Annotated in this window: 12 protein-coding genes and 1 riboswitch; of the genes, 9 read left to right on the forward strand and 3 right to left on the reverse strand. The window is 59.2% G+C overall.

Going from position 1 to position 12,713, the window contains the following annotated elements:
• Positions 1-27: 27 nt before the first annotated feature.
• Positions 28-2,088 carry a TonB-dependent receptor family protein gene (locus tag D3878_RS07645; RefSeq protein ID WP_158592210.1) on the reverse strand — a complete coding sequence of 687 codons (2,061 nt, stop codon included), beginning with the start codon at positions 2,086-2,088 and terminating at the stop codon, positions 28-30.
• A 148-nt stretch (positions 2,089-2,236) separates the two neighbouring features.
• A riboswitch (cobalamin riboswitch) is annotated at positions 2,237-2,472 on the reverse strand.
• Between the two features lie 218 nt (positions 2,473-2,690).
• On the opposite strand from D3878_RS07645, the gene D3878_RS07655 reads away from it, so the two are divergent.
• The 6 genes from D3878_RS07655 to D3878_RS07680 all read left to right on the forward strand — a co-directional run bounded on the left by D3878_RS07655 (position 2,691) and on the right by D3878_RS07680 (position 8,169).
• Positions 2,691-3,425 carry a protein phosphatase CheZ gene (locus tag D3878_RS07655; RefSeq protein ID WP_119784923.1) on the forward strand — a complete coding sequence of 245 codons (735 nt, stop codon included), beginning with the start codon at positions 2,691-2,693 and terminating at the stop codon, positions 3,423-3,425.
• On the forward strand, positions 3,425-5,269 hold the full coding sequence (locus tag D3878_RS07660) for a chemotaxis protein CheA (protein WP_199688114.1): 1,845 nt from the start codon (positions 3,425-3,427) through the stop codon (positions 5,267-5,269). The genes D3878_RS07655 and D3878_RS07660 overlap by 1 nt, the downstream gene beginning before the upstream one ends.
• A 312-nt stretch (positions 5,270-5,581) precedes the next feature.
• The gene (locus tag D3878_RS07665; RefSeq protein WP_119784925.1) at positions 5,582-6,103 is read left to right on the forward strand and encodes a GNAT family N-acetyltransferase; all 522 of its coding nucleotides are present in this window, start codon (positions 5,582-5,584) and stop codon (positions 6,101-6,103) included.
• A gap of 75 nt (positions 6,104-6,178) precedes the next feature.
• Positions 6,179-6,625, forward strand: coding sequence for an SRPBCC family protein (locus tag D3878_RS07670; protein WP_119784926.1), 447 nt, complete (start codon positions 6,179-6,181; stop codon positions 6,623-6,625).
• A 167-nt stretch (positions 6,626-6,792) separates the two neighbouring features.
• Positions 6,793-7,707, forward strand: coding sequence for a class I SAM-dependent methyltransferase (locus D3878_RS07675; RefSeq protein WP_119784927.1), 915 nt, complete (start codon positions 6,793-6,795; stop codon positions 7,705-7,707).
• Positions 7,708-7,977: 270 nt separating this feature from the next.
• Positions 7,978-8,169 carry a hypothetical protein gene (locus D3878_RS07680; RefSeq protein WP_119784928.1) on the forward strand — a complete coding sequence of 64 codons (192 nt, stop codon included), beginning with the start codon at positions 7,978-7,980 and terminating at the stop codon, positions 8,167-8,169.
• Between the two features lie 48 nt (positions 8,170-8,217).
• Here the strand turns inward: D3878_RS07680 and D3878_RS07685 are convergent, their stop codons facing one another.
• Both D3878_RS07685 and D3878_RS07690 read right to left on the reverse strand, forming a co-directional pair.
• Positions 8,218-8,583 carry a hypothetical protein gene (locus D3878_RS07685; protein WP_119784929.1) on the reverse strand — a complete coding sequence of 122 codons (366 nt, stop codon included), beginning with the start codon at positions 8,581-8,583 and terminating at the stop codon, positions 8,218-8,220.
• A 16-nt stretch (positions 8,584-8,599) separates the two neighbouring features.
• Positions 8,600-9,541, reverse strand: a complete 942-nt coding sequence (locus D3878_RS07690) for a CysB family HTH-type transcriptional regulator (RefSeq protein ID WP_119784930.1) — start codon at positions 9,539-9,541, stop codon at positions 8,600-8,602.
• A gap of 132 nt (positions 9,542-9,673) precedes the next feature.
• On the opposite strand from D3878_RS07690, the gene D3878_RS07695 reads away from it, so the two are divergent.
• The 3 genes from D3878_RS07695 to D3878_RS07705 are packed head-to-tail and all read left to right on the forward strand — an operon-like array spanning position 9,674 to position 12,706.
• Positions 9,674-10,450, forward strand: a complete 777-nt coding sequence (locus tag D3878_RS07695; RefSeq protein WP_119784931.1) for a sulfite exporter TauE/SafE family protein — start codon at positions 9,674-9,676, stop codon at positions 10,448-10,450.
• A 47-nt stretch (positions 10,451-10,497) separates the two neighbouring features.
• Entirely contained in the window at positions 10,498-12,192 is a 1,695-nt protein-coding gene (locus tag D3878_RS07700; RefSeq protein ID WP_119784932.1) for a nitrite/sulfite reductase, read from the forward strand.
• Positions 12,185-12,706 carry a DUF934 domain-containing protein gene (locus D3878_RS07705; RefSeq protein WP_119784933.1) on the forward strand — a complete coding sequence of 174 codons (522 nt, stop codon included), beginning with the start codon at positions 12,185-12,187 and terminating at the stop codon, positions 12,704-12,706. The genes D3878_RS07700 and D3878_RS07705 overlap by 8 nt, the downstream gene beginning before the upstream one ends.
• Positions 12,707-12,713 lie beyond the last annotated feature (7 nt).

A 12,713-nucleotide genomic window follows, 5' to 3' on the forward strand; every position in this document is an offset into this window, starting at 1 on the left:
GCACGCCGGCAGCCCAGGGGTTCAGGGTTAGAAGCGATATTCGGCGCTTACATAGCCATTACGCCTGTCTTCGGGGTAGGCGTTAAAGCGCGAAGGCGTCGCCGAAATATTGGTCACAGCGTAGGAATAATAAGCCTTGTCGAACAAGTTGTTGATCCCTGCCGCAAGACGCCATGCGCCGATGTCATGACTCAGCTTGATATCGCTCACCGTGTAGCTGGGCATGCGGCGGAAGCGGTTGGCCTGGTCATTGTCGTAGCGCTGGCTGCCGACATAAATTACGTTGAAAGCCAGGCGCGTGGCAGCCGTTGCCTGCCAGCCGAGGTTGAGGCTGAGGCGATCCTTCGGCACCAGCGGCACGTCCTCGCCGGCGATGTTGACGCTGAAGGGCGCGAAGCCCAGGTCGCCGTCGAACCCGTTGAATGTACCGCTGCGGAAACGGGACTGGATTCGGGTATAACGCGCAGTCAAATCCACCGTCTTGCCGATGACCAGCTCGCTCTCCAGTTCCAGGCCACGCCGTCTGGTCGGCGACAGATTCGAGTTTCTGCCCTCGTAGGCGTTGTAATGAATCTCGTCATCGATCTCCATGTCGAACAGCCCGGCACGCAGACGCGCCCCCTTGCCGCTCCATTGCATGCCGATTTCGCGGTCACTGGACTTCTGCGGCTTGAGCAAGCCCGGTGCGCAGGGAGCAAACTGACAGCGGTTTTCATCGATCGTCGCCACGCGGAAGCTCTTGCCGACGCGGCCGTAGGCGGAATAGCCGGCGCCGAGCTCCTGTTGCAGCGCCAGTTCGTGCGCAGACAGGCGATGCTTGACCGATGTTTTCGAGCGGGGCGTGATGCTGTCGGCGTCATCCTGTTCGACGATTTCGCGGCGCGCGCCCAGGCTCAGGCGAGTGCCGGTGGCGAACAGCAATTCATCACGGAAATAGACCGCACGATTTTCCTGGTTGCCCACCTCGTTTTGGCTGGACAGAAAGCCCGTTGCCGCTGTCCGGTTGGTGTAGGACCAGTCGCTCCAGTCCATGCCGGCGGTCAGCCGGTTGTCGATTCCGGCCAGCCGGCTCTTCCACAGCAGGCGGGGGGAAACTGTAGTGACGTCCACATCCGTATCGGCAAGGCTGGTGCCTACCCCGACGAACGAGCCGAACGACTGTCGCGCTTTCTCGCGCCGCCCGACATCGAGGGCCAGCGTCACATCGCCGAAGCGCTTTTCCCCGCGCAGGGAATAAATCCGGCTGTCGCTGTTCATGAAGTCGTCGGGGGTCGTGGCGCCGCGCGGATCGCTCGCCAGCTGCGCCTCGGTGCGGATGCCGGGCAAGCGGGATTTCTGGTCGTCGGCACTGAAATTGAACGCAATGAATTCGTCGCGTCCACCAAAGCGCAATTCACCGCTGACGGTATCCAGCTCGGCGCGGTTATTGGCGCGGTAGCCATCCTTTTCATAATGCTGGGCATTCAGTCTGAGCCCCCAGGTGCCGTTACCGACCTGCATGCTGCCACGCACATCGCGCAACCCGTAGCTTCCCGCCAGTCCCAGCACATTGCCGCTGACGCCCTCCGTGACGGGGGACTTGGTGATGATATTGATCGTGCCGCCGGTGGCGCCGCCCCCGTACAGCACGGCGCCAGCGCCGCGCAGGATTTCGATGCGTTCGATGGAGTCGACGGGAATCGACGACAAGCGCGCAGGAACGCCCTCGTTCTCGGAAATGCGCTGTCCATTCAGCAGGACCAACGTATTCTGATCCCCCGTCACGCCGAAGCCGCGCAAATCCAGCGGAGCATCGGGTACGCCGGTGAAGCTGATGCGGGTGTGCACTCCGCCGAGTTTACCCAGCACTTCGGAAACCGTCGTCGGCGAGCTGTTGCGGATGTCGTCCGCCGTGATGACCTGGGCCGCGATAGGAGCGTCTGCGGCGGCAGACTGGAAACGCGTCGCCGTGACCACGACCGGGGCGAGCGCCTGTTCAGCGTAAAGGTTGGTGGCGTACAAGAGCGGCAGAACAGCCGCCAGGGGCGTCAAGCGGGAAATGGCGCGCGCCCCGCGCGAAGCAGCCGGACGGGAATTGATATTAGACATGATTTCGATTTCAAGAAAAGTTCCCCGGCCAGCTTCCCCGCGAGCCGGACTTAACAAAAGGCTGGAAGAAGGATAGAAACGAGAACGGCATGCATGTCGCGCAATTCGCAACGGCAGCATTTCGTATTCGCGAAATTCCCCGTTCGCAGCACTTTCACCCGTTCTGGCCGGTATCCGGGCTCACAAGGCGAACTGCGTAACCTTCCCATGCCAAATCAGCACAGTGGTGTCAAGACGCAGCCAGTACGGCAATGCCGTACGCTTGTTGACCGTTGCGGGGGCAGCACACGCGGGCGTGGGTCGCATGGATCCATCCAGCCTCGTGTTTCCCGTTTAACTGCGCGCCATGAACGGCGCGCGGGCACCAAAACCCGGCAAGTGTACATTTTATCCACATTGAAAGTCAATTCGACAAGAGGCAAGCGGCACACTTGCGCAATTGCGACGATTTGACAATTCCTTTGCCCATAGAGGGAATTTCTTCGGTATTATTGCCATTAATCAACGATATTTCGCCGTCTGGCCCTTCCCGACCATTCCCTCCCGAGCTGGCAAGGCGGGCCCGCCTGACGGCAACCCCGCACACTGGAGATGCACTGGCTATGACTGATGACCTGGACGCACTGTTTGAAGAAGTGTCGGCGCAACGCACGCAAGCAACAACGACGGCAGCGCAAGCGGTGACAGCGGCGGCGGCCGACGGCAAGCTGGCTTCGGATATCGCCTACGACAATCAGGACAAGCAGGACCAGCCGATGTATACACGCCTTGGCGGCATCGTGCGCCTGCTGCACGATTCGCTGCGCGAACTCGGCTATGACCGTACCCTGTCCGATGCCGCCTCGCAAATCACCGATGCTCAAGGCCGCCTGGAACACATCGCCGCGTTGACTGAACAGGCCGCCAACCGCGTCCTCAACACCATCGACCAGGGCATCCCCGAACAGGAAGCAGTGCTGAAAAGCGCGCTGGAGATGGATAGCCGCTGGACAAGGCTGTTCGAAGGCACGATGAGCATCGAGGAATTCCGTGAACTTGCCACCGATTCCAAGGCATTTGCCCTGAAGGTCGCCAGCGCCACCGAAACCGAGAAGGCGCGCCTGCTCGACATCATGATGGCGCAGGATTTCCAGGACATCACGGGCCAGCTGATCAAGAAAATCGTCTCTGTCACGCAAAAGGTCGAAACCGAGCTGGCGCAGCTGTTGCTGGACAATGCGCCGCCGGAAGTGGCGCAATCGCTGAAAGATGCGCCGGAGTCTCTGATGCAGGGCCCCTCCACCAGTGCGCTGGGGCAGGATGACGTCGACAGCCTGCTGGAAGGTCTCGGTTTCTGATGGAAGAAATGCTCAAGGAATTCGTCGTCGAGGCGCTCGACCTCGCGATGAATGTAGAAGAACACCTGCTCAGCCTGGAACGGCAACCCGACGACGCCGCCACGCTGAACGCGCTATTCCGCTCGTTCCACACCATCAAGGGCGGCGCCGGCTTCATGAACCTGCCGGCGATGGTCGCCGCCTGCCATCTCACCGAAAACCTGTTCGACGGACTGCGTACCGGCAAGGTACCAGTCACGCCACTGGCAATCGAGGCGGCACTACAGGCCAGCGGCTTCGTCGCCGACCAGTTGCAGGCGCTCTCCAACGGTGCCGAGCCGGCAAGCCTGCCGGCCATGCCGGAAGCGCTGAAGGAATTGTTGAACCAGGCCATCGAGGGCAAGGCAGAGGCGACGCCAGTGCCTGACACCATGGCCGCCGCGCAAGTGCCGGCGGCACAGAGCGCCCAGGAAGCCATGGCGACTGAAGCCGTCGCGCAGGCTGACGACGGACCGGACTGGGAAGCCCTGTATTACGCAGTAGTCCCGGCGGAACTGGCGCCGCCCCGCCCTGCTCCCGTCGCTGCCGCAGCCGCCAGTGCACCGATCGACCCGACTGCCGCTGTGCCAGCCGCTGCCCTCCCCAAACCGTCCGCTGCGCCAGAGGGCAAGCAAGCCTCGGCCAAGGACGAAAGCATCCGCATCGATGCAGTCAAGCTCGACGCCTTGCTCGAAGTGGCTGGCGAATCGGTGCAGGCGGCCAACCAGGCCAGCGTACTGCTCGAAAAGCTGATGCAATTCAAGTTCGATAGCGCCGCCGCCAACCTGATGGTCACCCTGGCCGAAACCCTGGGCCGGGCATCGCGTTACTCGACCGAACTGCAGCGCGCCACCCTGTCGACCCGCATGCAGCCAGTCGGCCGCCTGTTCCAGAAATTCCCGCGCATGGTGCGCGAACTGGCGCGCGACCTCGGCAAGGAAGTCGAATTGCTCATCGAAGGCGCGGAGACCGAAGTCGACCGCGTGGTGGTGGACAGCCTGTACGACCCGCTGGTGCACATGCTGCGCAACTCGCTCGACCACGGCATCGAAAGCGCCGATGCCCGCGTTGCCGCCGGCAAGCCGGCCAAGGCAGTCATTTCGCTCAAGGCCTGGCAGCAGGCCAACAGTGTCATGATCCAGGTGGCCGATGACGGCAAGGGCATGGATGCGCAAGTGCTGCGCAACAAGGCGCTGGCCAAGGGCCTGATCACCGAATCCGCAGCACAGACCGTGGAGGATGCGCTGCAACTGGTGTTCCTACCCGGTTTCTCTACCAAGGATGTCGCCTCCAGCGTCTCCGGGCGCGGGGTCGGCATGGACGTGGTGAAAACTGCGGTGGAAAAGCACCGCGGCACGATCACCATCGACTCCACACTGGGCGCCGGCACCTGTTTCTCGATCCGCCTGCCAATCGAACTGTCGATCGTGCCGACCATGCTGGTGCGCACCGCCGGTGCGGCCCTGGCAATACCGATGAGCGTAGTCGAACGCGTGGTGCAGCTGCCGGAACATTTCGACGCCGTGGGCGGCGCGCCGGTCATGCGCGACCAGGGCCGGCCGCTGCCGGTGCGCTCGCTCGGCAAGACCCTCGGCTACGAAGCCTCGGAAGAACGTATCGGCATCGTCATTGCCGCGCCACAGCCCTATATCCTGGCGGTAGACAGGGTGGAAGGCACGGCCGAAATGGTGATCAAGCCACTCACCGCCATGAGCGTGACCGGCATCACCGGCACGGCGCGTTCTGCCGAAGGCGAACTGGTGCTGGTGCTGGACCTGTCCTTTCTGCTGGACGGCTGCCGCGCCACGGCACGCCTGGCGGCTTGAACCTGCGTTTGCGCTCAACTTTGCAGAGTCAATTGTAATCAACAGTGCGGTGCGCCTGCGCCGCACTGTTGCGGCAGCACATACTCATCAAAATTCCCCTCCCGACATTCCTGCCAGCACGACCTTGCTTTTTTGCAGAGGTGCGTCAAGGTGCATTTGTGTTTTTTGAAATAGGGTGTGCTAAAGTCAGACAACGTATTTATTTGACAAGAGAAGAAGCAGCAGCGGGCGTATAAGCCTTCGTTCCAGCGGACTGCCAAAAGCTTCGCTTTTGTCATCCGCGGAACTCAACATTAGCCATTAGAGAAAATAATGCGATTCGTTTCGTGCACTTACGAGGCCCACGCAAGCGCGATACTCGATATTCTGAATGAGGCGATTATCAATTCGACGGCGCTCTACGATTATATGCCGCGCACAATGGAAAGCATGGCTGGATGGTTCAACGCCAAGGCTGCGGCGAATTTCCCTGTCATCGGCGTCGAAGATGACACTGGAATTCTGATGGGCTTTGCTAGCTACGGAACATTTCGCGCCTGGCCGGCTTACAAATACTCTGTTGAAAATGCCTTATACATTCACAAGGACCATCGAGGCAAAGGACTGGGATTTTCGCTAATGGGAAGGCTCATTGAATTGGCCAAAGAGCAGCAGTACCACACCATAATCGGCGGCATTGACATGGACAATGCCGCCAGCATTGCTCTTCATCAGAAACTGGGATTTGTGCACAGTGGGACGATAAGGCAAGCTGCATTCAAGTTTGGACGCTGGTTGGATCTTGGCTTCTATCAGCTGATTCTTGAAACACCATTCCAGCCAATCGACGGCTAGCATGGTGGGACATGGCCACCTACCGTGCACTAACCCGAAAAAATCGTCTATCGCATATTGAAAGGAGAACAAGCCATGTCCACAGGTACCGTACGACTGCATCGCGTACTACGCGCCCCTCCTGAGCGTGTCTATCGTGCGTTTCTGGACGCCGACGCACTGGCAAAGTGGCTACCGCCTTACGGTTTTACCTGCAAGGTTCATCACATGGAAGCCAAGGTCGGTGGATCTTTCAGGATGTCGTTTTCGAACTTCAACACAGGGAACGGACACTCATTCGGTGGCGAGTATCTCGAACTTGTTCCCAATGAGCGAATTCGCTATACGGACAAATTCGACGACCCGAACCTGCCCGGCGAAATGCGGGTGACGGTGACTTTATCGATGGTGTCATGCGGAACCGAGATCAACATCGTGCAGGAAGGGGTGCCCGAGCTTATTCCCGTCGAGATGTGCTACCTCGGCTGGCAGGAGTCACTTGCTCAACTTGCCAAGCTCGTCGAACCCGAGATTCCCGATTAACAGGAAGACGCCCTAGCTCTTTGAAGTACGTATCCCGAGCGGCGACAGAAAAGGCTGGTAAAACCGCTGCAGCTTGCCGCTTTGCTTTGCCGTGAAATCTCCATAATGGTCCCCAGTGTCGCGGATTGATGATCCGCGAGCCGATCTTATGCGCAAAGGGGCCATCCATGCTGAACGAACGGGAAGTCGAGAGCTGTTATCTGGGGCAATTCATCCCAGTCCATTATCACCACAATATGCTCATGGACGATAACCGGATGAAGAACTTCAAGGCGGCGATCAGCCATGCCGTGCGTCCGGGCGCAAAAGTGCTTGAACTGGGTGGGGGCACGGGCGTGCTCTCCTGGTTTGCCGCCGCCAATGCCAGCAAGGTGTGGTGCGTCGAATACAATCCGGATCTGGTCAAGGAAGCGCGCCGCTTTCTCGCTCTCAACCAGCATGGGCACAAGGTGGAAGTTATCCATGCCGACGCCTTCGACTACCTGCCGCCGGAACCGGTCGATGTCGTCATTTGCGAAATGATTCACGTCGCCATGCTGCGCGAAAAGCAGGTCGAAGTGATCGAGGCCTTCAAGCAGCGATATCTGCAACGCTTCGGTGGGCCGCTACCGCTCTTTATTCCAGAAGCGGTGGTCATGGCAGTGCAGCCGCTGCAGCAAGACTACAGTTTTGAAGGCTATTGCGCGCCGATCGTGCAGTTCCAGCCGCATACGCTGCATCCTGGCACCGTCGAGATGGCAGCGCCCGCCGTCTACAGCATCCTGGATTTCAGCCAGCCGACGGATACCTTGATCCGCTGGGAAGGCAGTTTTCGCATGCAGGCGAGCGGCACCTTGAATGCCTTGCGATTCATTACGAAAAACATTCTCACGATCCTGCCGCAACAATCGGCAACCATCGATTGGCTGAACCACTACATGGTCTTGCCGCTGGCGGAACCGCTGCGTGTCACAACGGGCGATGAAGTGCACGTCAGCTTTCAATACCGTGCCGGCAATTCGATTGCATCGCTGCAGAATGCGATCAGCGCGCAAGTGGTCGGAGCGTGCATCGAAGCAGATCGCGCCGTCGCCTATGCCTAGGCATGCCAGCAATGGCCCCTGGCACGGGGCCACTTCTTCCAGCTGAGCATTGCACCGGCGCAGCTGATTACCAGCGGCAAACAAAATTAATTTTTCAGCAACACTGCAGTCAAAGAAACGGACGAAAAATATTTTCAAAAAGTTTGTCGCCTGATTCAACCAGATCGAATGCTGGTGCGTTAAGGAGAGTATTGCGGCATGCAACTGGAAGATGCTCCACCGGATTTCCTCCAGCCAAGTGCATACGAACCTTAAAATGAAGGAAAAGCAATGGTCAAACTACCGCACGTGACATTCAAGCGCTGGAAACAGGAACTGGAGACGTATTACCCAAAAGTACGTATCCACACAAATCGCTATGGCGCGGTAGCGCTCGACATGAGCATGCCCTTTCCGGGACGCGTTGGTCAGTGGATCCGGGAAATCGGCGGCTCGCTGGACAAGCCGAACGCCTGTAATTGATTAGTGCTGGAAAGCTGTTGCGTCAATCGCAATAGTTAATCGCAATCGTTAATCGCAGTACAGGGCGTAAATCGGATCGTCGCGCAATTGTTGTTTGCGCAACGCATAGTCCAGCCCCGTCAATGCGACGCGCCAGCTCCGTTGTCCTTCCGCAAACGCCCCGATGGGCGTTTGCAGAAAAGCCAGATGCAGCGGCACATCTTCCGCCAGCATCAGGTGCAAATCGAGGCTGTCGAGCGCCGCCAGCACTTCGCGCGCCACCGAATCGGCGTCATCCCAGTCATCGTAATCCGCCGCACCCGACTGGAATCGGTGGCTGGCCCAGTCCCAGAGTTGTTGCGTCGCCATCTCGCCAGCCTGCCAGGCCTGCAGCATGCGGATGATTTCACCGCGTGTGACGTAGCTGTCGTTCATATCGCCGCCTGCCTCCTTACAGTTCGTAAGTTTCCTTCTCGCCGCTCATGGCCCGTTCGATCATCTTGCGGTTCAGTACGGGCGCCAGCAGTTCAATGAACGTGTATACATAGCTGCGCAGGTAGGCGCCCTGCTTGATTGCCACGCGCGAGACATTGGTGCCGAACAGATGCCCGACAGGAATCGCCCGCAGGTTGCGGTCGCGTTCCGGGTCGAAGGCCATGCCGGCGATGATGCCGATCCCCATATTCAATTCCACGTAGGTCTTGATGACATCGGCGTCGATCGCTTCGAGCAGGATATCGGGTTTCAGGTTACGCACGGCAAAGGCATGGTCGATCTTGTTGCGCCCGGTAAATGCGCTGTCATAGGTAATGATCGGATAGGCGGCAAGCTCTTCCAGCGTAACCTCGTCCGACTTGAGCAAGGGATGGTCCTGCGGCACCACGACGACATGTTCCCATTGATAACATGGCAAGGTCACCAGGCCATCCTGGCTGGCGATCGCTTCGGTGGCGATTGCCAGGTCGGCCTGGTCTTTCAAGACCATTTCGGCAATCTGCTTCGGGCTGCCCTGAATCAAGGACAAGCGCACCTTGGGAAATTTCTGGGTGAAGGCTTGCACCACCTTGGGCAAGGCATAGCGCGCCTGGGTATGGGTGGTGGCGATGGTGAAGCCGCCGCTATCCTGAGCGGCAAATTCCTTGCCGATCTGCTTCAAGCCATCGATTTCCTGCATGATCAGCTCGACCGACTTCAGTACCGCCCGCCCCGGCTCGGTCAAACCCCGGATACGCTTGCCGTGACGTAAGAAAATATCGATCCCGAGCTCCTCTTCCAGCTCGATGATGGCCTTGGAAACGCCTGGCTGGGATGTATACAAAGCCTTGGCCGCCTCGGTCAGGCTGAAATTCTGGCGAACCGCCTCCCGCACGAAACGCAATTGATGGAGATTCATGGCATGCCTTCTTTCTACTTGTGCATTTTTTGTATTTATTTATACCAAATTCGCATATAAGCAAATAAATACTATGTAGTTTGGAATATTGCCCAAGTTTATTACCATTCGGGATACTTTGCGCGAGGTGTTATGGAATTTTCTTATATAGTCTCAGGGTTTGCGGTCGGCGTACTAGTCGGATTGACCGGCGTGGGCGGCGGCTCCCTGATGACGCCGCTGTTGACCCTGCTGTTTGGCGTGTCGCCCAGCGTGGCGGTCGGCACCGATCTGGCTTTTGCCTCGATCACCAAGGGTGCCGGCACCCTGGCACACCGTTTCAAGGGCAATGTCCATTGGGATATTGTCAAGAAATTATGCCTGGGTGCACTGCCGGCTGCCTTGGTCGCTACCCTGGCGCTGAAATACTTCGGCGGACTCGACAAGGAAATCAACCAGATCATCCGCTATACCATCGCCTGCTCGGTGCTGCTGACCGTGGTGGCGCTAATGTTTCGCGGCCGCATGCTGCATTGGATCAAACACCATCCAGAAAAACAACTGCAAGGCAGGAAGCTGACAATTGCTACAATAGCGTCTGGCGCCGTGCTCGGCGCCCTGGTGACCGTATCCTCCATTGGCGCTGGCGCGATCGGCGCGACCTTGCTGGTCATGATGTACCCGCGTCTGTCGCCCGCCGAAATTGCCGGTACGGATATCGCCTATGCCGTCCCGCTGACCGCGATTGCCGCGGTCGGCCACTGGTGGCTGGGCTCGATCAACTGGGGTTTGCTGCTCATGCTGCTGATCGGTTCGGTGCCCGGCATTACGCTCGGTTCGCTGTGCGCCCGCGCCATTCCGGAGAAGGTGTTGCGCGCGCTGCTGGCTACCACCCTGACAGGCGTTGCCGTGAAGTTACTGAGTACCTAGACATAATAATCAAGCCGTTTAATTAAGCTGCATAACGAGGATTGAAGATGTATCGCTACGACCAATACGATCACCAGATCATCCAGGAACGCGTTGCACAGTTCCGCGACCAGGTGCGCCGCCGCATCTCCGACGAATTGACGGAAGACGAATTCCGCATCCTGCGCCTGCAAAACGGCCTGTACATGCAGCGGCACGCCTACATGCACCGCATCGCCGTGCCCTACGGCATGCTGTCGTCGAAACAGATGCACATGCTCGCCCACATCGCCCGCAAGTACGACCGCGGCTACGGTCACTTCACGACGCGCCAGAACATCCAGTACAACTGGATCAAGCTGGAAGAGGCCCCTGCCATCCTTGCAGACCTGGCCACCGTCGAAATGCATGCGATCCAGACGTCCGGCAACTGCGTGCGCAATATCAGTTCCGACCAGTTTGCCGGCGTTGCCGCCGACGAGATCATCGATCCGCGCCCGTATTGCGAAATCCTGCGCCAGTGGAGCACCTTCCACCCGGAATTCGCCTACCTGCCGCGCAAGTTCAAGATCGCCATCAATGGCGCCGTCGAAGACCGTGCCGCCATCGGCATGCACGACATCGGCCTGACCGTCGTGAAAAACGACCAGGGTGAGATCGGCTTCCGCGTCATGGTCGGCGGCGGCCTCGGCCGCACCCCGCTGATCGGTGCCACGATCCGCGAATTCCTGCCCTGGCAGCACGCACTGACCTATATTGAAGCGATCCTGCGCGTCTACAATCAGCATGGCCGCCGCGACAATATCTACAAGGCCCGCATCAAGATTCTGCTCAAAGCCCTGGGCGCGGAAGAATTCGCCCGCCAGGTCGAAGCCGAATGGGTCGACCTGAAGGACAGCGAAGCCACCCTGACGGTCGAGGAACTGCAGCGCGTCGCCGCCTGCTTCACTGCGCCGGCTTATCTGACGCTGCCGGCTTCCGACGCCGCCTACGAGCAGGAAAAAGCCACCAACAAGGCCTTCGCCAACTGGGTCATGCGCAACGTCAAGGCGCACAAGGTGCCGGGCTATGCCGCCGTGGTCTTGTCGCTGAAGAAAACCGGCGTGCCGCCGGGCGACATCACTGCAGACCAGATGGACTTCGTCGCCGACCTCGCCGACCGCTACAGCTTTGGCGAACTGCGTTCCGCCCATGAGCAAAACCTCATCCTGGCCGATGTGCGCCAGGCCGACCTGGTGTCGCTGTGGAAGGAAGCCAAGGCCCATGGCCTGGCCACGCCGAATATCGGCCTGCTGACCGACATGATCTGCTGCCCGGGCGGCGACTTCTGCTCGCTGGCCAATGCCAAGTCGATCCCGATCGCCGGCGCCATCGCCGAGCGTTTCGATAACCTCGACTTTTTGCATGACATCGGCGAGATCGAATTGAACATTTCCGGCTGTATCAATGCCTGCGGTCACCACCACATCGGCAATATCGGCATCCTCGGCGTCGACAAGGACGGCAGCGAGTGGTACCAGGTATCGCTGGGCGGCGCCCAGGGCAACGACATCGCCGTCGGCAAGATCATCGGGCCGTCGTTCTCGGCCGGCCAGATGCCGGAAGTGATCGACCGCATCCTGCAAGTCTACGTGCGCGAACGCACCGAAGACGAGAAATTCATCGACACGGTGCGCCGCCTCGGCATCGCTCCCTTCAAGGAGTATGTCTACGCGACCCCGATCAAAACCGAACTGCAGCACGGAGAAGATGCATATGCGTAATATCATCAAGGACCACCAGATCGTGGCGGATGACTGGAACGTTCTGAGACTGGAAGAAGGCCAGACGCCGGAAAGCGTCGCCGTCCCCGCCGGCAAGGTGCTGGTGCCGCTGAAGGTATGGCAGGCGCAGCACGCCGCCCTCGTCTTGCGCGCCGACGTCGGTGTCTGGATCGACAGCGACGAGGGTGCGGAAGCGCTGAAGGAAGATGCCGCGAAGCTGCCGCTGATTGCCGTGAATTTCCCGAAATTCGCCGATGGCCGCGGCTACTCGATTGCCTACAACGTGCGGTCGCGCCTGAAATACGCGGGCGAGTTGCGCGCCATCGGTGACGTTCTGCGCGACCAGCTGTTCTACATGCAGCGCGCCGGTTTCAATGCTTTCGCCGTGCGCGAGGACAAGGACATCAACGATGCCCTGAAGGGTTTGAGCGACTTTTCCCAGCCGTACCAGAACTCTACCGATATCAAGGCGCCGCTGTTTCGCCGCGTGCATCGCGATGGAGCTTCGGCGTGAGCAATTC

Source organism: Noviherbaspirillum sedimenti (assembly GCF_003590835.1).
Lineage (GTDB): Bacteria > Pseudomonadota > Gammaproteobacteria > Burkholderiales > Burkholderiaceae_D > Paucimonas > Paucimonas sedimenti.

Coding starts and splice junctions, on each gene's coding strand:
- D3878_RS07645 (WP_158592210.1), bottom strand. CDS start 2,088: ATGTCTAATATCAATTCCCGTCCGGCTGCTTCGCGCGGGGCGCGCGCC.
- D3878_RS07655 (WP_119784923.1), top strand. CDS start 2,691: ATGACTGATGACCTGGACGCACTGTTTGAAGAAGTGTCGGCGCAACGC.
- D3878_RS07660 (WP_199688114.1), top strand. CDS start 3,425: ATGGAAGAAATGCTCAAGGAATTCGTCGTCGAGGCGCTCGACCTCGCG.
- D3878_RS07665 (WP_119784925.1), top strand. CDS start 5,582: ATGCGATTCGTTTCGTGCACTTACGAGGCCCACGCAAGCGCGATACTC.
- D3878_RS07670 (WP_119784926.1), top strand. CDS start 6,179: ATGTCCACAGGTACCGTACGACTGCATCGCGTACTACGCGCCCCTCCT.
- D3878_RS07675 (WP_119784927.1), top strand. CDS start 6,793: ATGCTGAACGAACGGGAAGTCGAGAGCTGTTATCTGGGGCAATTCATC.
- D3878_RS07680 (WP_119784928.1), top strand. CDS start 7,978: ATGGTCAAACTACCGCACGTGACATTCAAGCGCTGGAAACAGGAACTG.
- D3878_RS07685 (WP_119784929.1), bottom strand. CDS start 8,583: ATGAACGACAGCTACGTCACACGCGGTGAAATCATCCGCATGCTGCAG.
- D3878_RS07690 (WP_119784930.1), bottom strand. CDS start 9,541: ATGAATCTCCATCAATTGCGTTTCGTGCGGGAGGCGGTTCGCCAGAAT.
- D3878_RS07695 (WP_119784931.1), top strand. CDS start 9,674: ATGGAATTTTCTTATATAGTCTCAGGGTTTGCGGTCGGCGTACTAGTC.
- D3878_RS07700 (WP_119784932.1), top strand. CDS start 10,498: ATGTATCGCTACGACCAATACGATCACCAGATCATCCAGGAACGCGTT.
- D3878_RS07705 (WP_119784933.1), top strand. CDS start 12,185: ATGCGTAATATCATCAAGGACCACCAGATCGTGGCGGATGACTGGAAC.